The following is a 24,228-nucleotide window of genomic DNA, read 5'->3' on the forward strand; positions in this document are numbered from 1 at the left end:
CTCGCCACCGGAAAAGGCAAATGGGCCATGCGAGAGTGTCGCATGTCACAGTTGAAATATCACCCGTCCAGGGCCACGTTTTCGCTCATCAATGTGCCATTTAATCGGACCTTCTACGCAAATCAGAAATATTGGCCCCTTTTCTGTAGCGGAAGTTCAACCGGCATTCACTCGCTCGCGCGAATTTGCTCAACAAGAGCAACAAGGGTCGCAGAGCAGTGCGGGACAACCGGTCGAGCGTTTCAGGAGGGTCACGATGAACGACGAGCCGACCTCACCCGGCATCACCCGGAGACGGCTGCTGGGTTCGGCCGCCGCCGCGAGCGGGCTGGCCGCGACCGCCACGGTGTTGCCGGCCAACGTACGCAAGGCGATCGCTTCGCCGATGCCCCAGCGGGGACAGCTGCAGGACATCGAGCACGTCGTCCTGCTGATGCAGGAGAATCGCAGCTTCGATCACTACTTCGGGACGCTGTCCGGTGTCCGCGGCTTCGACGATCCGGACGCCCTGCGCCTGCCGGACGGGCGTTCCGTCTTCTACCAGCCGGACCCGGGCAACCCGGACGGCTACCTGCTGCCCTACCGGCTCAACACGACGAACACCGCCGCGCAGGCCATCCCGTCGACCAGCCACGCCTGGTCGGTGCAGCACTCGGCGTGGAACGGCGGCAAGATGGACAACTGGCTGCCGGCGCACCTCGCGGCCGACGGTGCGGCCAAAGGCCCTTATACGATGGGCTATTACACCCGCGAGGACATCCCGTTCCAGTACGCGCTGGCCGACGCGTTCACGATCTGCGACGCCTACCACTGCTCGGTGCTGGGCCCGACCCATCCGAACCGCTACATGTGGATGACCGGCACCGTCGACCCGAACGGCGAGTTCGGTGGGCCGGCGCTGGACAACGGAGCGGCCGCGGGCACGTATTCGTGGCAGACCTACCCCGAACGGCTGACCGAGGCCGGGGTCAGCTGGCGCATCTACCACCAGGCGGCCAACGTCACCGGGTGGAAGCCGATCTCCCGGATGAAGCAGTACAGCAACGCCGCGCCGGGCTCCGCGCTGTACGAGAACGCCGTGGCGCCGACCCCGCTCGGCCAGTTCGAGTACGACGCGCTCAACGACAAGCTGCCGACGGTCAGCTGGATCATGCCGCCGACGGAGTACGACGAGCACCCGCAGCGCATGCCGGCCGCGGGCGCCGCCTTCGTCGCCGGGATCGTGGACGCGCTCGCCGCGAACCCCGACGTATGGGCCAAGACCGTGTTCATCCTTTCCTACGACGAAAACGACGGGCTCTTCGATCACGTGCTGCCGCCCACGCCGCCGGCGGGGACCGCGGACGAGTTCGTCACCAAGACCTCGCCGACCGGCATTCCGGGCGCGGGACTGCCGGTGGGACTCGGCTTCCGGGTGCCGTGCATCATCGTCTCGCCCTGGACGGTGGGCGGCTGGGTCTGCTCCGAGGTGTTCGATCACACGTCCCAGCTGCTGTTCCTGGAAAAGCTCACCGGTGTCAGGGAAACCAACATCAGTGCCTGGCGCCGCGGCACGGTCGGCGATCTGACCTCCGCCTTCCGGTTCGGGCATGGCAGCACGCGCAAGCCGGACCTGCCGGAGACGACGGCCGCCTACAACCTGGCCCAGTACGAGGCCAGCCAGTTCCCGCTGCCGACGGCACCGACCTCAGGTCAGCAGGTTCCGCACCAGGAAAAGGGACAGCGCCCCCGCGTCGGCCACTGAGCCGCGTGGTGCTGACGGCGGGCCGTCAGCCGAAGTAGTGGCCCAGATCGAGGTCGGCGAGAAGGCCGGGGTGTTCCGGTTTCCATTCGAGCACCTCGCGCGTGCGGGCGCTGGACGCCACGTTGTCGAGCCCCGCGAAAGGAGCGAACCAGCCGAAGTGCGCGCCGGCCTCCTCGGCCGGGACGCTCACGGCCGGGATGCCGAGGTGACGGCCGATCGCCTCGGCGATCTGCCGGAGCGGGACCCCTTCGTCGTCGACCGCGTGCAGGCGCGACCCGGCCGGGGCCTTCTCCAAGGCCAGCCGGTAAAGGCGGGCGATGTCCAGCGAGTGGGCCGCGGGCCAGCGGTTGGCCCCGTCGCCGAGGTAGCCCGACACGCCCTTTTCGCGGGCGATGCCGATCAGGGTCGGGACGAAGCCGTGCTTGTCGAGTTCACTGTGGACGGTCGGCGGCAGGCGCAGGACCGAAGACCGGACGGCATGGCCGGCGAGACCGATGATCAGGTTCTCGGTGTCGACGCGGTAGCCGCCGGGGATCACGTCGTCCTCGGTGCCGGTGCCCGGGATGCCCGCCATGGCAAGCATCCCGGTTCCCGACGTGCCGACCAGCGGCTTGCCGGTGCCGGTGCCGGTGCCGGTGCCGGTGCCGGTGAGAGCGTCCGCGAGCGCCTGCACGGCAGCCAGGTCGGCGGCGGCCGCGCTCGCCATGTCCCCGGCGATCATGGCGTCGTGCTTGAAGGCGAGGTGAATGACGCCGTCGGACGCGGCCGCGGCTTCCCGCAGGCCATCGAGGTCGTCCAGATCGCCGCGGCGCACCTCGGCGCCACGGGCTCGCACTGCCGCGGCCGCGGTGTCGGACCGGGCGAGGCCGACGACTTCATGCCCGGCTGAGAGCAGTTCGGGGATGAGCGCGGAGCCGACGTGGCCGCTCGCCCCGGTGACGAAGACACGCATGAGAGATCCTCCCTGTGATGACACCTGGTGTCATCGACCACCGTAGCACTCGCTAACACCGGGTGCCATCACCTGCCCACCGCCCGCAGCCCACCCCGCGAGTCCGGCTCCCCCTACGCGCGGCGTCGTGTGTGTGCGGGGCGGTGGGGGCCATCGCGGGTCAGCGGCGGCGGCGCGGTGGCTGGTCCCACAGCCGGGCACCTCTCACGAGCGTTCCGGCCTGCTTGGGCCGGCGGCCCGTCGGACTGCACGGCTACGCGCGTGCCTGTCGCGCATGGCACCGGAGAGGCCGAGGCCCCTAACGGCGGATGCGGGCCATCTCCGGGTCCACCAGCGGTTCGGCGGTGACGGTGGCGCGCACGCGGCGGTCGAAGTAGCCGATCTCGACCTGTGTGCCGACCGTGGCCGAGGCGGGCAGCCAGGCATAGACCACCGGTTTGCCGACGGTGTGCCCGAACGCGGCCGAAGTGACGTAGCCGCAAGGCTTTCCGTCGAGGAACACCGGTTCACTACCCAGCACCACACTCCGGCCGTCGTCGACGGTCAGACAGCTCAGGCGCCTCGAGACGGTGTCGTTGCCCAGTTCCGCGACTGCCTCGTAGCCGACGTAGCCGGTCTTCTTGGCGTTGACGGCGAAGCCGAGACCGGCCTCATACGGGTTGTGCTCGGTGGTCATGTCGGCGCCCCAGGCTCGGTAGCCCTTCTCCAGCCGGAGGCTGTTGAACGCGGCCCGCCCGGCGGCGACGACACCGAGCGGCCGCCCCGCCTCGAAGAGCACGTCCCACAGCCGCTGCCCGTATTCGGCACTGGTGTAGATCTCCCAGCCCAGCTCGCCCACATAGGACAGTCGCATCGCGACGACGGGGAGCCCGGCGATGTGCGCATGTGCGAGGCAGAAGTATTTCAGTGCCTCGTGGGAGAAGTCGTCGCGGCTCAGCGGCTGGAGCAGGTCGCGGGCCAGCGGTCCCCACACACCGAGGCAGCAGGTGCCGCCGGTGACGTCGCGAACCTGAACGGTGCTCCCGGCCTGCCGCCGGACGTAGTCCACGTCCAGGTTCCCGTTGGCGCCGACCTGGAACAGCTGCTCCCCCAGGCGCGCGACGGTGAGGTCGCCGCGGATTCCGCCGGCCTCGTCCAGCGCGAGCGTGTAGGTCACCGAACCCACCGGCTTGTCCACCTTGCCGGTGGTCAGCCGCTGCAGGAGGTCGAGCGCGCCGGGACCGCTGACCTCGATGCGCTTGAGCGAGGTAAGGTCATGCAGCGCGACCGCCGTGCGGGTCTTCCACGCCTCGACCGCGGCGATCGGCGAATGGAACATCGCCGACCACGCGTCGCGGGACGGCGGCTGCCATTCGGGCGGCAGGTCCTTGACGAGGTGGGCGTTCGTCTCGTACCAGTGCGGGCGCTCCCACGCGTGCGATTCGAGGAAGAACGCGCCCAGCTCCTTCTGCCGCGAGTGGAACGGGCTCACGCGCAGGCCGCGTGGGGACAGTTTCGGCTGCAACGGGTGCACGACGTCGTAGATCTCCACGAAGTTCCGCTGCGCGGTCTCGTCCACGTACGCCCCGGTGGTCTCGATCTCGTCGAACCGGTGCACGTCGCATCCGTGCAGCGCGATCTCGCTCCGGCCCTCGACCAGCAACTGCGCCACCGCTCGCGCCACCCCGGCGGAGTGTGTCACCCACACCGCTTCGGCGATCCAGAACCCCGCCACCTCCGGCGACTCCCCGATGAGCGGGCCGCCGTCCGGGGTGAACGAGAAGATCCCGTTGAACCCGGTGTCGATCTTGGCTTCGCACAGGGACGGCAGCAGTCGCGTGCTCGCCTCCCACGACGGCGCGAAATCCTCCTCGGTGAACGGCAGCATCGAAGGCATGGCCGACTCGGTGACCTCCGCCGGCTCGGCCGGACGCGCGGGCATCGGGCGGTGCGCGTAGGAGCCGATGCCGAGCCGGTCGTTGTGCTCCCGGTAGTACAGGTCGCGGTCCTGGTGGCGCAGGATCGGCAGCCGCGCTTCGGTCTGTTCGTCGTTGCGGCCCACGAGCCCGGGCACCTGCCCGGTGCGCACGTACTGGTGCGCCAACGGCAGCAGCGGCACCCGCATCCCGGCCAGCTCGCCGATCGCCGGCCCCCAGAACCCGGCACAGGACACCACGATGTCGGCCGGGATGTCCTCGCCAGTGCCGGTGCGCACGCCGGTGACCCGGCCGCCGCGCTGGAGCACCTCCGCGACACGGGTCGAGCCGCGGAACACCGCACCCCGGGATTCCGCGCGGCGCGCCAGCGCGACAACCACACGGGTGGCCTTGGCGAGCCCGTCGGTCGGCGTGTGGAACCCGCCGAGCACCTGGCCGGAGTCCAGCAGCGGGTGCAGTTCGGCGCATCGGTCCGGACCGACGACCTCGCCGGGCACACCCCAGGATGTGGCCCAGCCCTGCTTGCGGTGCAGATCGGCGAGTCGTTCCGGGGTGGTCGCGACCTCGAGCCCGCCGACCTGGTTGAAACACCAGGCGCCGTCGACATCGAGCCCCTTGAACTTCTCGACGGTGTAGGTCGCGAACCGGGTCATGGTCCGGGAGGGATTGGTCTGGAAGACCAGGCCGGGCGCGTGCGACGTGGAGCCGCCGGTGAGCGGGAGCGGTCCCTGGTCCACGACGGTGACCTGATCCCAGCCGCGTGCGGTGAGCTCGTCGGCGAGGTTCGCGCCGACGATCCCGGCTCCGATGACGACGACACGGGGCGAAGCGCTCACGGGGCACTCTCCTCAATGGACGGTGTGCGGAATTCCTCGGCCGCGTCGAGCAGCCAGTCCGCGAGGTAACCGGCGAACGACGGCCGCACGAAGACGCGGTAGTCGTCGTCGCCGAGCACCAGGATGAGCACCCCGGCCCGGGCGATGGTCGTCTGCGCGCACGCGCCGGGCGGAAACGCCGACAGGCGCAGGTCGATCGAACAACCGAAGGACAGCAACTCCCGCACGTTCTCCCCGCGCAGCCGGAGGCTGACCCGCTGGGCGGAGACATCGACGGCGGCGCCGTCGTGCGGCGAGACCACCCGGCTCAGCTCCTCTTCGAACTTGTGCGGGCGGGCGCTCGCACTGGTCACCAGCCACTCGTCGGGGCCCAGCCAGATGATCTGGCCGTCTCCGGCACGGATCCACGTGTTGGGCCGAACCGGCAGCGCCGAGCCGAGTACGGTGAGCCCGGCGGCGGGGCCGACACGGAGATCGACGGCGGCGACCTCACGCTCGGCCTGGATGATGAGGCCGTCCATCGGGGTGTCAGCCATCGCGGCGCGTCCCCTCCGGATCGACCAGGACCGTTTCCCGGATCTGCGCCGGCACGAGCGTGCCGCCCACGGGTACGTGCACCAGATCGCCGATGCGCGCACGCCCGCCCTTCACCAGCGCGAGCGCGAACGGGCGGCCCAGCGCGGCGCTGTGATAGCTCGACGTCACATGGCCGAGCATCGGCACCGGTGGCGCGGGCAGAATCCCGTCCTGGCACAGTTCCACGATCTGCGAGCCTTCCGGCAGCCTGGTGCGCCCGTCCGTCGGCAGCAGCGAGACCAGGTGCTTACGTGACGGATTGGTGTTCTCCGGGCGCGAAAACGAGCGCTTGCCGATGAAGTCAGCCTTCTTCTTCGACACCGCCCAGCTCATCCCGAGATCCTGCGGCGTAACCGTGCCGTCCGTGTCCTGCCCGATGATCGGGTAGCCCTTCTCCGCGCGCAGCACATGCATCGTCTCGGTGCCGTACGGTGTGATACCGAACCGCTCCCCCGCCGCCAGTAAGCGCTTCCACACCGACACCGCGTACCAGGAACTGACGTTGACCTCCCAGGCGAGCTCACCGGAGAAGGAGATACGGGCGAGGCGGGCGGGGACGCCGTCGAGCATGGTGTCCTGCCACGACATGAACGGGAACGCCTCGTTGGACACGTCCACCCCGGCGAAGACCGCGCCGATCACGTCGCGCGCGCGGGGGCCGGCGACGGGGAAGACCGACCACTGTTCGGTGACCGAGGTGAGCCACACCCGCAGCCCGGGCCACTCGGTCTGGACCCACTCCTCCATCCAGTCCAGCACGGCCGCCGCGCCGCCCGTGGTGGTCGTGACGAGGAACCGGTTCCCGGTGATCCGCGACACGGTACCGTCGTCGATGACCATGCCGTCGTTGCCGCACATCACGCCGTAGCGCACCCGGCCGACCTTCAGGGTGCTGATCATGTTCGGGTACATCCGGTCGAGCAGCACCCCGGCATCCGGGCCCTGGACGTCGATCTTGCCCAGGGTCGAGCCGTCGAGGATGCCGACGCTTCGCCGGACCGCGGCGCATTCGCGCAGCACCGCGGCGTCCATGTCCTCGCCCGGCCGCGGGTAGTACCGCGCCCGTTTCCACTGGCCCACATCCTCGAACACGGCCCCGGCCCGCACATGCCAGTCATGCAGCGCGGTGCGCCGCTCGGGGTCGAACAGCGGACCGCGTTCCCGCCCGGCCAGCGCGGCGAAGGCGACGGGTGTGTACGGCGGGCGGAACGTCGTCGTGCCCAGTTCTTCGACCGGGCGGCCCAGCAGTTCGGCGGTGATCCCGGCGGCGATCATGCCGGACGTCTTGCCCTGGTCGTGTGCGGTACCGATGGTGGTGTAACGCTTGACGTGCTCGACCGAGCGCAGCCCGGCCGCGACCGCTCGCTCGATGTCGGCGACGGTGGCGTCCCGCTGGATGTCGACGAACTGCCGCGACGAGTCGCCTTCGGTGCGCCACAAGACGTTCGCCGGGGTTTCGGTGGGGTCGAACGTGCCGCCCGCGGCCCCGGTCACCGTCACGCCAGGCAGCGTCCCGGCCGGGCGGAAGGCGCCGAGCGCCGCGTCGTACGCCAAGGCTCCCCTGAGGTGGCTGAACAGGTGCACCGCCGGGCTCCAGCCGCCCGAAACGAGCACCGTGTCCGCCGGACAGCGCATCGGGCCGTCCGGACTCGTCGCGAGCACGGCGGAAACCCGCTCGTGCCCTTCGGTCCCGGTGACCACAGTGGACGGATACACCGCGATGCCCTGGCGGTGCGCGAGGCTCGGCACGGCGTCCCGCGCGTCCAGGATGGTCACGTTCGCGCCCGCGCCGGCGAGATCGAGGGCCGTCAGGTAAGCGCTGTCATGGCTGGTGAACACGACGATCTCGCGGCCGACGAGCACCCCGTACCGGTGCAGGTAGTCGCGGGCCGCCGAGGCGAGCATGATCCCCGGGCGGTCGTTGTCGGAGAACACGATGGGCCGCTCGTGCGCACCGGTCGCGAGAACGACCTTCCCGGCCCGGATCCGGTGCACCCGCTGGCGCGACCGGGTGCGCGGCGCGGCCGCCCCGAGGTGATCGGTGCGGCGTTCGAGAGCCAGCACGAACCCGTCGTCGTAGTGCCCGAACGCGGTCGTGCGCTGCAGGTGCAGGACCTCCGGGTTAGCGGCCAGTTCGGCCACGACCTCGTCGGCGGATTCGAGTACCGGGCCGCTGCCGCCGGGAGTCGCCCGGTCGTCGATCAGGACGACGCTCTCCCCCGCGCGGGCGGCGGCCCGCGCGGCGCGCAGCCCGGCCGGACCGGCGCCGACGACGAGCGTGTCGGTGTGGGTGTGCTTGCCGTCGTAGCGCGCGGTGTCTGCGACCTCGGCGAGCCGCCCCCGGCCGTCGAGACCGAGAGCGACGAGCCCGTCGGTGACCTCGACGGTGCTCGCGAGCAGCATGGGCTCGGGGAAGGGCTCTTCGATCTGCACCAGTCCGCTCGGGTCCTCGGTCCACGCGGCGCCGATGCCGCGCGGGCGGCCCAGTTTCACGCTCGACCCGATGTGGTGCACGTCGTTGGCCAGCAACGCCGACGCGAGTGTGTCACCGGGGTGGCCGGTGTAGCTGCGGCCGTCGAAGGTGAAGGTCAGCGTTCTCGTGCGGTCGATCCGCCCGTACCCGTCGATCCTGCTCATTGGTGCACCTCCCCGATCCGGTAGGTGGCGAGGAACCGGTAGGTCCTCGTGTCGCGGATGGCGTTGAACCAGCGGCGGCAGCCCGCGGCGTGGCTCCAGCGTTCCGCGAAGGGACCCTGGGGGTTGTCCCGGTAGAACACGAACTCCGCCCAGTCCTGATCGGACAGTCCGTCGGGTTCGTCCGGATAGGCGACGCCGGCCTGGCCGCCGTAGTGGAACTCGACCTCCTCGCGGGGGCCGCACCACGGGCAGTGGATGAGTTGCATGGCAGACCTCTCAGTGAGCCACGGCGGCGGCGCCGTGCTCGTCGACGAGCGCGCCGGTGGCGAACCGGCCGAGACCGAACGGGGCGACGTACGGGTGCGGCTCGCCTTGCGCGATCGTGTGCGCGTAGCACCAGCCGATCCCGGGGGTCGCCTTGAACCCGCCGGTCCCCCAGCCGGCGTTGACGAACACGTTCTCGTACGGCGTGTGCCCGACGATGGGGCTCGCGTCCGGGGTGACGTCTACGATCCCCGCCCAGGTGCGCAGCAGGTGCGCGCGGGCGAACACCGGGAACAACTCGACCGCGGCGGCCATCTGCCGTTCGATGATGTGGAACGCCCCGCGCCGGCCGTAGCCGTTGTAGGCGTCGATACCGGCGCCCATCACCAGTTCGCCCTTGTGCGCCTGCGACACGTACACGTGCACCGCGTTCGACATCACGATCGTCGGGTGCACCGGCTCGAGCAGTTCGGATACCAGCGCCTGCAAGGGATGCGACTGCAGCGGCGCCCGGACGCCGAGATGGTCCAGCAGCACCGAGGTGTGCCCGGCCGCGCACAGCGCGACCGTCCCGCACGCAATTTCGCCGCGCGTCGTGCGCACCCCGGTGACCCGGTCACCGTCCACAGTGAACCCGGTGACCTCGCAGTCCTGGACCAGATCGACGCCGGCCTCGTCCGCGCGGCGCGCGAACCCCCAGGCCACGTAGTCGTGTTTGGCGATACCCGCGCGCGGCTGATACGTCGCGCCCTGAACCGGATAGCGGATCTGGGCGGACACGTTGACGATCGGGCAGATCTTGACGACCTCGTCCGGGCCGAGCCATTCGGCGTCGATCCCGTTGAGCTTGTTCGCCTCCACCCGCCGCACCGAGTCGCGCACGTCCTGCTCGGTGTGCGCAAGGTTCAGCACCCCGCGCTGGGAGAACAGGATCGGATACCCGAGATCGTCTTCCAGCCCCTCCCACAGCTTCAGGGAGTGCTCATAGATCGCCGCGGACTCGTCCCACAGGTAGTTCGAGCGGATCAGCGTGGTGTTGCGGGCCATGTTCCCGCCCGCGAGCCAGCCCCGCTCCAGGACGGCGACGTTGGTGATGCCGTGGTTGCGCGCCAGGTAGTACGCGGTGGCGAGACCGTGCCCACCGCCGCCGACGATCACCACGTCATAGGCCTTCGCCGGTTCCGGGTTACGCCACAGGAACCCGGGGTGTTCGTGCCCCTCGCGATCAATCGTGACGCCCATCCCCGCCCCCAATCGCCGCCGCGACCCAATCCCGGAACGCGGCGATGTGGTGCTCGCTGGGTACCAGCACCCCGCCCGAGGCGTACGCACGCGAGGACATCGCGGGCTGGCACCGTTCACAGGCCGCGAAGTCCTGCTCGTTGACCCGGTGGAACAGGTCCACCGAACGCGAGAGGTCGGCGCCGCCGTCGATGACCTCTCGCGGGTAGAGCCAGTCGCATTCGACGATCGTCCGGTCGACCGCCATCGGGTACATCCGGTGGAAGATCACGTGATCGGGGACCAGGTTGAGAAACACCTGCGGGTTGACGGTGATCGCATAGTAGCGCCGGTCATGGGCCTCGTCGAGGCCGCCGAGCGTGCCGAACCCGGTGCCGCCGTCCACCGTGAACCCGGTGATCCCTTCGCCGAATTCCGCGCCGTGGCCGACGTAGTACTGCGCGGCGTAACCACCGGCGAACTCCGGGAGCACCTCGGTCAGCTCGGGATGAATGGTCGCGCAGTGGTAGCACTCCATGAAGTTCTCCACGATGAGCTTCCAGTTGGCTCGCACGTCGTAGACGATCCGGCGCCCCACGGCGAGTTCGTCGATGCCCCACCGGTCGATGAGGCCCTCGTCGCCGAGCCGGGCACTGACCACGGACCGCACCGTGTCCTCGAACGAAGGCGGTTCGCCGGCGAGGCACACCCAGACCGCGCCGAGCCATTCCCGCAGCGCGACCCCTACCAGCCCGTACTCGTCCCGGTTCACGTCCCCCATAGAGGTGAGGTTCGGTGCCGCGACGAGCGAACCGTCGAGACCGTAGGTCCAGGCGTGGTACGGGCACTGCAGGTTCCGGCGGATCGTGCCGGACTCGTCCACGCACAGCCGCGCGCCCCGGTGCCGGCAGACGTTGAGGAACGCGCGCAAGGCGCCGTCACGACCGCGCACGATCAGCACGCTTTCGCCGGCCACATCGACCTTGCGGAAACTGCCCGGCGTCGGCAGGTCGGTGCCGCGAGCCGCGGCGAACCAGCTGCGGCCGAAGATGCGGGACTGCTCGTGCCCGAAGATCGCGGGATCGGCGTAGTACGAACCCGGCAGCGTCGGGATGAGGCTCGGCGCGGGCTCCGGGTGCTGGTCGCGAACTTCGACAGAGCTCACGATGGTCCTTTCGGCTACGGGAAGATCAGGGCCGGGACGCCAGCTCGCGGCGCCAGCGCCCGAACGAGCGGGCCCGGTCGATGGCCAGCACGGCGACCGGCTTGCCGGCCGTGTCGCGGTAGAGCGCGAGGAAGTCGAACGAACCTGGATCGCCTTCGATCACCTCGACCCGGGCGTCCGGCGTGCGGCGGCCGGCGAACTGGATGCGGTGGCCGTACTGGTCCGACCAGAAGTAGGGCACCTCGTGGTGCGGCGAGGGCGTGTGACTGGTGCCGAGCAGGGCCGAGACCGCGGCGACCGGTTGCTGCACGGCGTTGGTCCAGTGCTCCAGCCGCAGCGGGCCGCCCGGGTACGCGCGGGGGGAGCTCGCGCAGTCGCCGACGGCGACGACCTCGGGAATGCTTGTGACACACCGGGAATCGGTGATCACCCCGTCGCCGATGTCCACTCCGGACCCGGCCAGCCACCCCACGCAGGGCGCCGCGCCCACGCCGGCCACGACGACGTCGGCGGGCAGTTCGCGGCCGTCGGTCAGGCGGACGCCGGTGACGTGTGGCGAGCCGATCAGCCCGGCGACGCCGGCGCCGGCGTGCAGGCGGACCCCGCGGGTCGCGTGCAGCCGGGCACACACCATGCCCATCTCGGTGCCCAGCGCGTTCTGCAATGGCACCGGCGCGGCCTCGACGACATCGACCTCGATCCCCATCGCCGCCGCCGTCGAGGCGACCTCCGAGCCGATGAACCCCGCGCCGGCCACCACGAGCCGGGTTTCGCCCATCAGCGCCTTGCGTAGCGCGACCGCGTCGTCGAGGGTGCGAAGGGTGTACACGCCGTCAGGCACCGGCCCGGGCAGGCTCTTCGCCCGCGCCCCCGTCGCCAGCACGACACCGTCGGACACGATCCGCTCCCCGTCGTCGAGCACGACCGCGCGCCCGGCGGCGTCGAGGGCGACGGCGGAACGCCCGAGACGCCATTCGGCCAGCAGCGACTCGTCCTCGGGCGTCTCCAGCTTCAGGTCTTCCCCGGTGATCGTGCCGGCGAGGAACTCCTTCGACAGCGGCGGCCGGTCGTACGGTGCGTACCCCTCGTCGCCGATCACCACGATGCGTCCCCCGAAACCCCGGTCCCGCAGCGCCCTGGCCGCGGTAAGGCCCGCCAGGGAGGCGCCGACGACCGTGATCGCCCGTCTCACCAGGCCTCCCCCGCGACCGCTTCGGCGACCCGCGCCGGCACGTGGACGTAGACCTGCCCGTCGAGCACGGTCACCTCGTGCGTGCGGACCGGTTTCCGTGCCGGCGGGCCGCTGGGCCGCCCGGTGCGCAGATCGAAGCACGCGGCGTGCAGCGGGCATTCGATCTCGCATCCTTCGAGCCAGCCGTCGGACAGGGAGGCGTCCTGATGGGTGCAGGTGTCGTCGATCGCGTAGAAGACGCCATCCACGTTGAAGACCGCGACCGCCACCTCGGCCTGCACCCGGACCGATCCTCCAGCGGGGATGTCCGACACGGCGCCAACTGAGATCATCATCGCTCCTGTTGCCTATAACGGAACATGACACGCCATCCGCAACGAACGATCCGTCACCCGTCCCCCGCCCGTCAATGGCCAGATCCCAAGCTGCCCGTACCCCAGCCCGGAGTTGCGATATGTACAACTCGGACGCGACCGCGGAAGCCCGCTCGGTCAGCCAGACCGTCGATCGCGCGCTGTCGATGCTCACCCTGCTGGCCCGCAACGGGCCGTCCGGCGTGACCGAACTGGCACGCGAACTGGGCGTGCACAAGTCCACGGCCTCCCGGCTGATGGCGGCGCTGGAGAAGTACCGGTTCGTCGAGCAGGTCGGCAACCGGGGCAAGTACCGGCTCGGGTTCGGCATCGTCCGGCTGGCCGGCGCGACCGCCGCGCAACTGGACATCGCCGCCGAAAGTCGCCCCGTCTGCCTGCGCCTGGCGGCCGAGTTGCGCGGGACGGTCAGCGTCAGCGTGTTCGAAGGCGGTGGCGTGACGGCGGTCGCGCAGGAACCGAGCACCGAACGGAACTGGATCGGGCTCCGCGCGCCCCTGCACGCGACGGCGAGCGGGAAGGTCCTGCTGGCGAGCTTCGGCTTCGAGGAACTCGGTGAGGCATTGGAGCAACCGCGCCAGCGCTTCACCCCGCACACCGTCACCGCGCCCGGGGCACTGCTGGCGGACCTGAGCCGGGTGCGCGATCGCGGCTGGGCTTCGACGAGCGGTGAACTCGAACCCGGCCTCAACGCCGTCGCCGTGCCGGTCCGCGGGCCGGGCGGCCGCGTCGCCGGTGCCCTGAGCGTTTCGGCCGCCGCCGAGTATCTGCGGTCTTCGGACTTCCCGGATATCGCCCGTGCACTGGGCCGGGGCGCCGACGAGATCCTCGACCGGCTGCGGCGGCTCGCCGGCCACTGAACCGGAGGCCACCTGCTTGCCGCTAGGGTCCTGCCAATTGAAGTAAGCTGATTCCATAATGTGGCAGATGCCGGGGGGTTGACATGGCGATGGAAGGCTCCGAGGGAACGGGGCGGGCCGTCGGTACGCAGGCGATCAGCCGTGCGTTCGCGGTGCTGCACCTGGTGCGCGACCACGGCGCCGAACTCGGGGTGGGCCAGATCGCCAAGGAACTGCAGCTGAATCTCAGTACGGCGCACCGGATCGTACGCGCGCTCGTGGGCGAAGGCTACCTGGCGCAGAACGAGACCAACGAGCGGTACTACCTCGGCACCGGCGCGTTGCTGCTGGGCCAGGCGGCGTCACGCAATTTCCGGCTGGACGTCGTCCATCCCGTCCTGGCGCGGCTGGCCGAGCGCACCGGCGAATCGGTCAATCTGGGCGTGCTCAACGGGACTTACGCGGTGGTGGTCGAGCGCATCGAGTCACCGCAGCCGCTGCGGTTCACCCAGCCGCCCGGCACCAGGGCGCCCTTGCACGCCTCCGCGATGGGCAAGGCATTGCTGGCCTTCAACGAGCATCTGGAGGCCAGCTACCTCGCGTCGGCGGATCATCTCGTGGGTATCCATCCGAACACGCACACGACCGAAGGCGGCCTGCGTGACGACCTCGCGGCGACCCGTGCCCGGGGCTGGAGCACCGACGACGAGGAGTCCTACCTCGCGGTGCGGTGCGTCGGCGCCCCCATCCAGGACGGTCCCGGCCACAGCCGGGCGGCGATCGCGGTGCAGGCACCGGCCCTGCGGATGCCTCCCGAGCGGTTCGCCGAGGTCGGCCCCGAAGTCGTCCGGGCCGCCAAAGAGATCGCCGCGCTGCTGCCGCCGGGCCACGCGTTCTGAGTCGTCCGGAACCTCACGGCGAACACACCGGCGGTTCGGGGAGCGGTGCCCGGGCCGCTTCGAGCGCCGCCGCGACGTAGCAGAGCCGGGCGTCCTCGCCCGGTGGCGCGGCGAACTGCACCCCGATCGGCAGCCCAGCGGTGTCCTGACCGAAGGGCAGGGTCAGCGCCGGCACACCGGTGATGCTGAACGGTGCCGTATAGCGCGGTAATGCCGTCCCGATCGGCTCAGCCCGGCCGTCGAGGTCGATGGTGGCGGAGCCCAGCTTCGGTGCGGTGCACGGCAGGGTGGGAACGATCAAGACGTCCACGGTCCCCCACAGCAGGCCGAGCTGCCGACAGGCCGCGGCACGGAGCCGTTGCGCGGTGAGGTACTCCCCGGCGAGGACGAAGCGGCCGGCCTCCAACCGGGCACGCACTCCGTCCTCGTACCCGGCCGAGGCCCGCAACATCGGCTCGTGCCAGGCCGATCCTTCGGCGTAGGCGATCACCCGGTTGACCGCGGTGAGCAGATCGGCGTCGGGCAGGGTGACCTCCAGCACCGTGGCACCCTGGCGCTCCAATTCCCTTACCGCGGCGCGAAATCCGTGCACGACCGGCGCGGTCGAGCCCGCCAGCCATGCCTGCGGCACGCCGACCCGGATGTCCGCCAGCCCGCCGTGCGCGCCGGCGCGGGCGGCCCGCTCGGCGCGTGTCCCGGCCAGCACGTCCAGCATCATCGCCGCGTCACGGACGGTCCGGGCGAGCGGGCCGACGTGGTCGAGAGTCCAGGCGAGCGGATACGTGCCCGTCACCGGCACCAGGCCGTACGTCGGCTTGAGGCCGACCACGCCACAGCAGGCGGCCGGTATCCGCACCGAACCGCCGGTGTCGGTGCCCAGCGCGGCGGCCGCCGTCCCGCAAGCGACCGCGGCCGCCGCTCCCCCGCTCGATCCCCCCGCCATGTGCGCGAGGTGGTAAGGGTTGCGTACGGGGCCGTAGTGCTCGTTCTCCGCGGTGACCCCCGCCGCGAACTCGTGCGTGTTGAGCTTGCCGAGCAGTGATGCGCCGGCCTGGCGCAGCAGTCGCCAGGCCTCGGCGTCGCGCGCCGGGACGCGGGTGCTCAGCAGCCGCGATCCGCAGGTGGTACGGATACCGGCGGTGTCGATCAGGTCCTTCAGGCCGATCGGCACCCCGGCCAGCGGCCCGGTCGTCCCGCCGTGCCACTCGGCGGCAACCGTGAGGTAGGCGTTGACGGCGGGATCGAGCTCGGCGATCCGGCGCACGAACGCTCGATGTACCTCGGCCGCGTCGAGCTCACCGGCACGGACCAGAGCGGCCAGATCCGCGACCCGGGTCGCCGTGAGCCGCCCGTCGTCCGGCAGCGCCGGTGACGGCTCCCCTGGTGGCGCGGGCAACCTGAGCGGCCGCCAGCTTCGCGGCCCGCCGGCCAGGACCGGGTCGAACCCGGGTACCGGCGGATACGGTTCCAGCTCCGCCGGATCGAGGCCCGCCAGCCGGTCACGTAGCGGGGCGAGCAGCTCGTCGGCGGCGTCCAGCAGGTGAGCGTCCAGCTCCGGGGCCATCACCCGCATCGCCGTGGCGGTCACCCGTAGCGGGCCGCCGATCACGGGTTGGCGGGCACGGGCAGCCGCAGCAGCGACCGGGTTTCGCCGGGGGCCGCGGGGTGCCGACCGTGTTCCCAGCAGACCTTGGCGAGCCGGCTGACCAGCTCGGCGTTGGACGCGGCGAGCCGGCCCTTCTCGAAGTAGATGTTGTCCTCCAGCCCGGTGCGCACGTGGCCGCCGCGCGCCAGCGCCCAGCGGTTCGCGTCCAGCTGGTGGCGGCCGATGGCGGCGCACGTCCAGGTCGCGCCGGGTAGCACGTCGGCCAGCTCGGACACGAACGTGTCCACCAGCGGCTCACGGGCGGGCAACGCGTTCTTGATACCCATCACCAGCTGCACGTGTGCGGGGGTGACCAGCAAGCCACGGCGCGCCAGGTCGGCCGCGGCGTACAGCATCGCGAAGTCGAACACCTCGATCTCCGGCTTGATACCCAGGTCGCGCATCCGCGTCGCGGCGCGCTCCACCAGATCCGGTGCGTTGTCGTAGATCCGGCCGGGAAAGTTCACCGATCCGGTGGCCAGTGACGCCATCTCCGGGCGCAGTTCGAGACACGAGAACCGCTCTTCGGCCGAACGGCCACGCGCGCCGGTGGACATCTGGACCACCATCTGCGGGCAGGCCTCCCGGATGCCGTCGCGTACCGCGGCGTAGCGAGCCGGGTCGGCGCTGGGCTGCTGCTCGTCATCACGGACATGCACGTGGCATACCGTCGCGCCCGCCTCGAAGCATTCGACGGCCGATGCGATCTGCTCCTCGGGCGTCACGGGAACGGCCGGGTTGTCGGATTTGGTCGGGACGGCCCCGGTGATGGCGACGGTGATGATAGCGGGCGTGGTCATGCCAGTGCCTCCGTGAGATAGCGCGTCGTGTAGGTACCTGCAACGACTTCCGGCTGCGTCAGCAGCCACTCGTGCAGTCCGACCGTGCTGTGCACGCCGTCGACACGGAACTCCGACAGTGCTCGCCGGGCCCGGCGCAGCACCTCGTCGCGATCCGCTCCGTGCACGATCAGCTTGCCCAGCAGGGAGTCGTAGTGGGGGGAGATCACGGCACCGGGCCGGCAGTGGGTGTCGACACGAATACCGGGACCGGCCGGCGGGTCGAACACCGTCAGCGTGCCCGGTGCCGGCACGAAACCGCGCTTCCAGTCCTCGGCGTTGATGCGGAACTCCATCGCGTGGCCGCGCCGTGGTGGCGGATCGGCTTGCAACGCCTCACCGGCCGCGATCCGCAGTTGCCAGGCCACCAGGTCCAATCCGGTCAGTACCTCGGTGAGCGGATGCTCAACCTGGATGCGGGTGTTCATCTCGATGAAGTAGACGGCGCCGGTGTCCATGTCCAGGACGAACTCGACGGTGCCGGCACCCACGTAGCCCACCGACTCGGCGGCGCGGACCGCCAGGCCGGCCAGATCCTGTCGCCGGCCGGCATCCAGCGCCGGCGAGGGCGCCTCCTCGACCACCTTCTGATGGCGGCGCTGCATCGAGCAGTCCCGCTCACCGAGCTCGATCACGCGCCCGTGCCGGTCGGCCAGCACCTGCACTTCCACGTGGCGCACCCGCTGGAGGTACTTCTCCACGTAGATTCCGTCGTCGCCGAAGGCGCCGGCCGCCTCCTGCCGGGCCAGGGTGAAGCACTCCCGCAGCTCATCCTCGTCACCGGCGACCCGCATTCCCTTGCCGCCGCCGCCCGCGCGAGCCTTGAGCAGCACCGGATAACCACATTCGGCGGCCGCGGCGACCGCCTCGTCCACATTGGACACCGCGTCGGGCGACCCCGGCACCACGGGCACGTCCACCTTGGCGACCGCCTTGCGCGCCATGGCCTTGTCGCCCATCACCGCGATGACCTCGGCGGGCGGCCCGACGAAGGTCGCGCCGGCCTCCTCGACGGAGGCTGCGAACCCGGGATTCTCCGACAGGAAACCATATCCTGGATGTATCGCGTCACAGCCGGTGGCCTCCGCGACGTGCAGCAGCAGATCTTGCCGCAGGTAGCTGGCACCGGCCGGCGCCGGCCCCAGGCATACCGCCCGGTCTGCCAGCTCCGTGTGCAACGCGCCCCGGTCGGCGTCGGAGTAGACGGCCACGGTCGGCACCCCGAGATCGCGGGCCGCGCGGATGACCCGTACCGCGATCTCGCCGCGGTTCGCCACGAGCAGCCGCCGCATCAGCGCCTACCGTGGTCGATGTGCAAGCGGAAACCGGGCCGGCTGACCGTGATCCGGCCGGCCCGCGGCTGCTCGGCGATTCCGCGCAGGAGCTCAAGGAGCGGGGTGGTCGCGGACAGCGGTGCGTCCGCGACGCGGCGTACGGACCGGGCGGCCAGCAGATCCGCCAGCTCCCGGTCGCTGTAGAAGGCCGCCAGCAGCAGGTCGTCGTCGGAGTCGAACGGGCCGCGCTCCGCGCGCAGCGCGGGCAGTGCCGGATCGATGATCTCGCCCGGCCGGCCGGTGAGCGCCTCGGTTCCGGGTGGCGCCTCGTCCAGCACCCGGTCGACGATCTTCGGCAGCGCCGGCGCGGCCAGCCGGCCGTAGTGGCCCAGCACGTATCGGCGGACCTCGTCGGGGATGGCGCTGTACCGCTCCCCCTGCGTCACGTTCAGGATGGCCTGCACGACGACGAACTGCGCGAAGGGACTCACCAGGATCGGGTAGCCGAGGTCGACGCGAACCTGCTCCACCTCTTCCAGGATCTCCGGCTCGCGCTCGGACATGCCCATTCGCGCCAGATCGGCGCGCAGGTTGGAGATCATCCCGCCGGGCACCTGGTGGCGATAGAGGGCGGGGTCGTACCGGTGCGGGGTGGCGGGCGGGAATCCGTACCGCCGCGCGATCCCGGTGAAATAGTCGGCCATCTCGTCCAAATCGGACAGTGACAGATCGGTCACGAAGCCCTCGCGCTCGAGATGCCGGACGCAGTACTCGGTCGGCGGCAACGAGGCCCCGCTGGCCAGCGGGTGCGACGCGGTGTGCAACACGTCCACGCCGAGCGGAACGGCCTCCAGATAGCTGGGTTCGGCCATCCCGGACAGTGAGTGTGAGTGCAGTTCCAGCGGCAGGTCACCGACCGCGGCCCGCACCGCGGGAACGAGCGTGCGCACCCGGTCCGGGGTGAGCAGTCCGGACGGGTCCTTGATGAACACGGAGTCGGCCCCGAGGCGGACCAGATCCTCCGCGACGGACACGTAATAGGCGTCCGTGTGCACCGGCGAGAGCGTGTACACCATCCCGGCGCACACGTGCAGCCCTTCCTGCTGTCCCACCCGGACACTCAGTTCCAGGTTGCGCACGTCGTTCAGCGCGTCGTAGACGGTGATCCGGCGCATGCCGTTCGCCCGGATCCGCCGCACGGTCAGCGCCACCACGTCATCGGCGAAGAACCGGAAGGTGAACAGGCTCTGCCCCCGGGTCATGATGTCCACCGGCGTGCGCCGGGTCCGCTGGGCGACCAGCCGCATCCGTTCCCACGGGTCCTCGTGCAGGAAGCGAACGCACACGTCGAACACCGCGCCGCCCTCGAGATTGATCCAGTCGAAGCCCATCTCGTCCATCCGCGGCATGAACGGCAGGATCATCCCGTTGGTCATCCGCGTGGCCCACAGCGACTGGTGCCCGTCGCGGGTGGTGACGTCGACGAACCCGACTCGCCGCCCGGTCATCGCGGCTCGATCCAGATCAGCGGCTGCCCGTACTCCACCAGGCAGCCGTCCTCGGCGTCGATGCGGACGACCGTTCCGGCCACCTCGGCCTTCAGCTCGGTGAACAGCTTCATGACCTCGATCAGAGCGACGGTCTGCCCTTTCGCCACTTGCTCGCCCACGCTCGCGCACGGTGGCTCACCCGGCGCGGGCGAGCGGTAGAACGTGCCGGTCATCGGAGAGGACACCGCGACGGCCGCGTCCGGTTCCCCGGGCTGTTCGGCCGGTTCCACGGGCCGCGCCGGTTCGGTGGGCTCCGGTGCCGCCGCGGGCCCGGACGCGACCGGTGGATCGGCCGTACCGGCGCGGCACACGCTGATCCTGAAGTCGCCGCACTCCAGTTCGAACGTGTCGCAGTCGAGTTGCCTGATCAGCCCGAGAACGTCGCCGACCTCAGTGAAGGACAGTTGATCCACGGACGCTACCTTTCGCTCGCCGTTACCGTGCCATCGGTGCCGAGCCCAGAGTTCGCGGTCGCACCACCGGACCCGGCCCGCGGCTTTGTCGCCGTGCCCAGCTCCTCCATGTTGCGACCGGCCGTTTCCTGACCGAAGAAGATCATCGGAACGACCAGCAGGACCATGACCACGGCCGCGCAGATGAACACGGTCGCCACGCCCCAGCTCGCGAACATCGCCGGCAGCAGGTAGATCAGCAGGCCACCGGTGAGAGCCCGGCTGACCATCTCGCCGGTCGAGGTGCCCAGGCCGCGCAGCCGGGTCGGGTACTGCTCGGCCAGGTACATCTTGGGGATGGAGAAGCTGCCGAGGCCGAACCACGCGACCAGGACACCGGCCACGATCACGACGCTGATGCCCAGCGCCTTGTACGCGGGCAACACGACCATGCCGATGGCCGCCACCAGGATGTAGATGGCGAAGATCCGCTTGCGGCCGAACCGGTCGGCCCACCGTCCCTGGAAGAACACCCCGAAGGCCGAGATGAACATCATGATCGCGGTGTAGAGCAGGCTCGTGCTCGAGGTCGCGTGCAACAGCCCTTTGAAGATCGTCGGCGCGTAGGTCAGCATCGTGTACCAGATCACGAACGACGAGGTGAGCGCGGCGTAGGCGATCAGGCTCCGGGACAGGTAGGGCCGCGCCAGCAGGGTGCGCATCCGGACGTCCCGGCTCGCCGTGGTGGTCAGCACCTGCAGTGCGCCGGAGTCGACGATCGTGGTGTCGTGCGGGAGCCGGGCTTCGGTCTCGATGCGCTCCACGAGCCGCCGCACCTTGTCCCGGTCGGCGGGCCGGCCGCGCAGTTCGGCTCGTTTGAGCAGGAACCGGGGTGTCTCCGGCACCCAGATGATCAGGGCGGGGATCAGCAGCAACGGGAAGCCACCGAGCAGCAACGGGACTCGCCACGACCACTCGACCGGGAACGCGGTGACCACCCAGATGCCGACCAGCGCCGGGAGCGTGTACCCGCCGTTGAGCACCCATTGCGCGTAGCCCATCACCGTGCCACGCAGCCGTTTCGAAACGAGCTCGGAGATGATCATGTACGGCACGGGGAACAGCGCACCCTCCCCCAGGCCGGCGATCACCCGCAGGGCGAACAGGGTCCAGAAGTCGTGCGCGGCCGCGCCGAGCATCGTGAACAGCGCGAACTCGGCCGTTCCGGCCAGCAGCACGGCCTTGCGGCCGAACTTGTCGGCCAGCCGGCCGGCCGGAACGATCCCGATGACCAGGCCGATGGTCCCGGAGGCACCGAGCAGCCCGGTCTGCATCGAGTCCAGGTGCCAGTGCGGTTTGAGGATCACGATCAGGGTGCTGACGATCCCGATGTCGAACGATTCGATCAGCCAGACCAGGATCAGCACGCCGATACCGATCTTCAGCGCGCGCGTGACCGGGGCACGATCGAGGCGGCTCAACAGGTTCGCGTCGTCGCGGAGCCGTGAAGAGGCCATCGCGTCTGGGGGTTCTGCCATAGCTCACCGCTCCCTTGCGGTCGACCCATGTTCAGCGGACAGCAACCGGTCGACTACTTCCAGAATATGGAAGTCTATGCCGCATGATGCTAGACAGGGAGCGACTGCAGTGTCAATCGTCACGCCTGAGGACCACCCACCGTCCGCCGCGAACCCTGGAGCCACGATGTTCGATGAACGGTCATCCGCACCGACCCATCCGCCCGCGACGTGGAGCCTCGCCGGCCGGACGATGGTCGTCACCGGCGGTTCCCGCGGCATCGGCGAGGCCGTGGTGCGCCTCGCCCGCGAGGCCGGGGCCCGCGTCGCCGTCCTGGACCTGACGCCCTCGTCCGCCGGCGACTGCTTCGTGGAGTGCGACGTGACCGACACCGAAGCGGTGAACGCGGCGTTCAACGAGGTCCGGCGCACCCTCGGGCCGGTCGACAGCCTGGTGAACAACGCGGGCATCGCACCGCCGGGCCGATTCGAGCAACTCACCGACGCGTCGTGGGAGGCGACGCTCGCCGTCGATCTCACCGGCGTCTTCCGGTGCGTCCGATCGGCACTGCCCCAGTTGCGGGAGCGCGGACGGGGCTCGGTGATCAACGTCGGCTCCATCGCCGGACGGCACCGCAGCTTCACCGCGAGCGCCGCCTACGCCGCGGCCAAGGGCGGCGTGATCGCCCTGACCAGGCAACTCGCGCACGAGTTCGCGGCCGAGGGCGTGCGGGTCAACTGCGTGTGTCCCGGCTTGGTGGCCACCGACATCATCCGGCGCAACGTCACCGAGGAGCAGCGAGCCCAGCTCGCGGCCGCCATTCCGCTGCGCCGCCTCGCGCGGCCCGACGAAGTGGCCACCACGATCTGCTTCCTGGCGACGGACGCCGCCAGCTACGTCACCGGAGCCGTGCTCGACGTCAACGGCGGCCTCTACTGACCGCACATCGTGGGCGTCATTGACGCCGGACCGGTGACGTGTGACACTTTTGAAGTTAACTTCCATAATATGGAATCTTCGGGAGGTTGTTCCATGCGCGAGCCGCTGGCCGGCCAACCTAGCCAGGACGTCCCGGTCTCCAAGGTCGCGCTCGCCAGCGCGATCGGTACGACCATCGAGTGGTATGACTTCTTCCTCTACGGCACGGCCGCGAGCCTGGCCTTCAACCACCTGTTCTTTCCCAGCTTCAGCCCGGCGGCCGGCGTGATCGCCGCCTTCGCCACGTTCGCCGTCGGCTACCTCTCGCGGCCGATCGGCAGTGTGGTGTTCGGGCATTTCGGCGACCGTCTGGGGCGCAAGAAGATGCTCGTGTCCACCCTGTTCGTGATGGGCCTGGCGACCTTCGCGATCGGCCTGTTGCCGACCTACGGGCAGATCGGCGTCTGGGCGCCCATCCTGCTGGTGCTGATGCGGGCGCTGCAGGGGATCGGCATCGGCGGGGAATACGGCGGCGCGGTGGTGATGGCGGTGGAGTACGCCCCTCCCGGGCGCCGGGGCTTCTTCGGAAGCTGGCCCCAGGTCGGCGTGCCGGCCGGGCTGCTGCTGGCATCCGGGGTGTTCGCCGCGCTCTCCGGCCTGCTTCCCAAGGCCGCGTTCACCTCCTACGGCTGGCGGATCGGCTTCCTGCTGAGTGCCCTGCTGGTGGCGGTCGGCCTCTACGTGCGGCTGAAGGTGCTGGAAACACCGGCGTTCACCGCGATGCGCAACCGGCAGGAAGAAGCGAAGCTGCCCTTCGCCGCGTTGCTCCGGGGCTCCACCAAGGAGTTCTGGCTGAGCCTCGGCACCCGCTGGGTCGAGGGGCTGACCTACAACGCCTACTCGGTGCTGGTCGTTTCGTTCGTGGCCAACCAGCTGCACCTGTCCGGCGGCATCGCGCTCACCGGCGTGATCATCGCTTCCGCACTCGGGATCGTGCTCACCCCGCTGTACGGCGCGCTAAGCGATCGGGTCGGCCGCAAGACGGTGTACACCGCGGGGGTGCTGAGCGTGCTGGTGCTGACGTTCCCCTCGTTCTGGGCGATCCAGACCGGCCAGCGAGCGTGGATCTGGCTCGGCATCGTCATCCCGTTCGGCATCGGGTACTTCGCCATCTACGCGCCGCTGTCCACCTTCTGGTCGGAACTGTTCGACACCCGCTACCGCTACACCGGGGTGGGCGCGGTCTACCAGTTCTCCGGCGTCTACGCCAGCGGGCTGACTCCGGTGATCGGTGTGACGCTGTTCGCCGCCGATGGCGGGCGCCCCTGGTATTTCGCGGCGTACATGGTCGTGGTGGCCGTGATCAGCCTGGTCGCCACCGCATTCCTGCCGGAGACCAACCGTCGCGACATCATGCCCGGCGCGGACGGCCGAACCGCAACGCGTGCCGAAGGTGCGCTCGAGCCGGACCGGTGAGCAC

Annotated in this window: 20 protein-coding genes; 5 read left to right on the forward strand and 15 right to left on the reverse strand. The window is 70.1% G+C overall.

Translation table 11 applies throughout. The annotated features are described in order from the left end of the window. Positions 1–256: 256 nt before the first annotated feature. Positions 257–1,744: a phosphocholine-specific phospholipase C gene (locus FG385_RS13965; RefSeq protein WP_139097134.1), complete on the forward strand. Its 1,488-nt coding sequence runs from the start codon at positions 257–259 to the stop codon at positions 1,742–1,744. A 25-nt stretch (positions 1,745–1,769) separates the two neighbouring features. Here the strand turns inward: FG385_RS13965 and FG385_RS13970 are convergent, their stop codons facing one another. From FG385_RS13970 to FG385_RS14010, 9 genes are all read right to left on the reverse strand, one after another. Beyond that, the gene (locus FG385_RS13970) at positions 1,770–2,696 is read right to left on the reverse strand and encodes an SDR family oxidoreductase (protein WP_139097135.1); all 927 of its coding nucleotides are present in this window, start codon (positions 2,694–2,696) and stop codon (positions 1,770–1,772) included. Positions 2,697–2,994: 298 nt separating this feature from the next. Then, positions 2,995–5,448, reverse strand: a complete 2,454-nt coding sequence (locus FG385_RS13975; RefSeq protein ID WP_139097136.1) for a GcvT family protein — start codon at positions 5,446–5,448, stop codon at positions 2,995–2,997. After that, positions 5,445–5,984 (reverse strand): sarcosine oxidase subunit gamma, encoded by a 540-nt coding sequence (locus tag FG385_RS13980; protein WP_139097137.1) that lies wholly within the window; start codon positions 5,982–5,984, stop codon positions 5,445–5,447. The genes FG385_RS13975 and FG385_RS13980 overlap by 4 nt, the downstream gene beginning before the upstream one ends. Continuing rightward, on the reverse strand, positions 5,977–8,661 hold the full coding sequence (locus FG385_RS13985; protein WP_139097138.1) for a 2Fe-2S iron-sulfur cluster-binding protein: 2,685 nt from the start codon (positions 8,659–8,661) through the stop codon (positions 5,977–5,979). Before FG385_RS13985 ends, FG385_RS13980 begins: the two co-directional genes overlap by 8 nt. Then, on the reverse strand, positions 8,658–8,927 hold the full coding sequence (locus FG385_RS13990; RefSeq protein ID WP_139097139.1) for a sarcosine oxidase subunit delta: 270 nt from the start codon (positions 8,925–8,927) through the stop codon (positions 8,658–8,660). Before FG385_RS13990 ends, FG385_RS13985 begins: the two co-directional genes overlap by 4 nt. Positions 8,928–8,937: 10 nt before the next feature. Continuing rightward, positions 8,938–10,167 (reverse strand): sarcosine oxidase subunit beta family protein, encoded by a 1,230-nt coding sequence (locus FG385_RS13995; protein ID WP_139097140.1) that lies wholly within the window; start codon positions 10,165–10,167, stop codon positions 8,938–8,940. After that, on the reverse strand, positions 10,151–11,311 hold the full coding sequence (locus tag FG385_RS14000; protein WP_139097141.1) for an aromatic ring-hydroxylating oxygenase subunit alpha: 1,161 nt from the start codon (positions 11,309–11,311) through the stop codon (positions 10,151–10,153). Before FG385_RS14000 ends, FG385_RS13995 begins: the two co-directional genes overlap by 17 nt. 25 nt (positions 11,312–11,336) lie before the next feature. After that, complete coding sequence (locus tag FG385_RS14005) at positions 11,337–12,503, reverse strand: NAD(P)/FAD-dependent oxidoreductase (protein ID WP_139097142.1); 1,167 nt, start codon at positions 12,501–12,503, stop codon at positions 11,337–11,339. After that, the gene (locus tag FG385_RS14010; protein ID WP_139097254.1) at positions 12,500–12,835 is read right to left on the reverse strand and encodes a bifunctional 3-phenylpropionate/cinnamic acid dioxygenase ferredoxin subunit; all 336 of its coding nucleotides are present in this window, start codon (positions 12,833–12,835) and stop codon (positions 12,500–12,502) included. Before FG385_RS14010 ends, FG385_RS14005 begins: the two co-directional genes overlap by 4 nt. A gap of 122 nt (positions 12,836–12,957) precedes the next feature. On the opposite strand from FG385_RS14010, the gene FG385_RS14015 reads away from it, so the two are divergent. Then, positions 12,958–13,734, forward strand: a complete 777-nt coding sequence (locus FG385_RS14015) for an IclR family transcriptional regulator (protein WP_139097143.1) — start codon at positions 12,958–12,960, stop codon at positions 13,732–13,734. Positions 13,735–13,817: 83 nt separating this feature from the next. Continuing rightward, positions 13,818–14,612, forward strand: coding sequence for an IclR family transcriptional regulator (locus FG385_RS14020; RefSeq protein ID WP_235022560.1), 795 nt, complete (start codon positions 13,818–13,820; stop codon positions 14,610–14,612). A gap of 13 nt (positions 14,613–14,625) precedes the next feature. Here the strand turns inward: FG385_RS14020 and FG385_RS14025 are convergent, their stop codons facing one another. Genes FG385_RS14025 through FG385_RS14050 form a run of 6 tightly spaced genes read right to left on the reverse strand, consistent with a single transcriptional unit; the run spans position 14,626 to position 21,850 of the window. Continuing rightward, complete coding sequence (locus FG385_RS14025) at positions 14,626–16,221, reverse strand: amidase (protein WP_139097144.1); 1,596 nt, start codon at positions 16,219–16,221, stop codon at positions 14,626–14,628. After that, positions 16,218–17,057 carry a BKACE family enzyme gene (locus tag FG385_RS14030; RefSeq protein ID WP_139097145.1) on the reverse strand — a complete coding sequence of 280 codons (840 nt, stop codon included), beginning with the start codon at positions 17,055–17,057 and terminating at the stop codon, positions 16,218–16,220. The genes FG385_RS14025 and FG385_RS14030 overlap by 4 nt, the downstream gene beginning before the upstream one ends. Then, positions 17,054–18,388, reverse strand: a complete 1,335-nt coding sequence (locus tag FG385_RS14035; protein ID WP_235022561.1) for an acetyl-CoA carboxylase biotin carboxylase subunit — start codon at positions 18,386–18,388, stop codon at positions 17,054–17,056. The genes FG385_RS14030 and FG385_RS14035 overlap by 4 nt, the downstream gene beginning before the upstream one ends. After that, a complete protein-coding gene (locus FG385_RS14040; protein ID WP_139097147.1) occupies positions 18,388–19,878 on the reverse strand; it encodes a pyruvate carboxylase subunit B in 1,491 nt (496 codons plus the stop codon). The genes FG385_RS14035 and FG385_RS14040 overlap by 1 nt, the downstream gene beginning before the upstream one ends. After that, on the reverse strand, positions 19,875–20,333 hold the full coding sequence (locus FG385_RS14045; RefSeq protein ID WP_139097148.1) for an acetyl-CoA carboxylase biotin carboxyl carrier protein: 459 nt from the start codon (positions 20,331–20,333) through the stop codon (positions 19,875–19,877). Before FG385_RS14045 ends, FG385_RS14040 begins: the two co-directional genes overlap by 4 nt. 5 nt (positions 20,334–20,338) lie before the next feature. Next, complete coding sequence (locus tag FG385_RS14050; RefSeq protein ID WP_139097149.1) at positions 20,339–21,850, reverse strand: MFS transporter; 1,512 nt, start codon at positions 21,848–21,850, stop codon at positions 20,339–20,341. Positions 21,851–22,016: 166 nt separating this feature from the next. Here FG385_RS14050 and FG385_RS14055 point away from each other — a divergent pair, with 166 nt between their 5' ends. Together FG385_RS14055 and FG385_RS14060 are read left to right on the forward strand one after the other, a co-directional pair. After that, on the forward strand, positions 22,017–22,769 hold the full coding sequence (locus FG385_RS14055) for an SDR family NAD(P)-dependent oxidoreductase (protein WP_160148794.1): 753 nt from the start codon (positions 22,017–22,019) through the stop codon (positions 22,767–22,769). Positions 22,770–22,862: 93 nt separating this feature from the next. Then, positions 22,863–24,224 (forward strand): MFS transporter, encoded by a 1,362-nt coding sequence (locus FG385_RS14060; RefSeq protein ID WP_139097151.1) that lies wholly within the window; start codon positions 22,863–22,865, stop codon positions 24,222–24,224. The last annotated feature ends 4 nt before the right edge of the window (positions 24,225–24,228 follow it).

Source organism: Amycolatopsis alkalitolerans (assembly GCF_006152065.1).
GTDB lineage: Bacteria > Actinomycetota > Actinomycetes > Mycobacteriales > Pseudonocardiaceae > Amycolatopsis_E > Amycolatopsis_E alkalitolerans.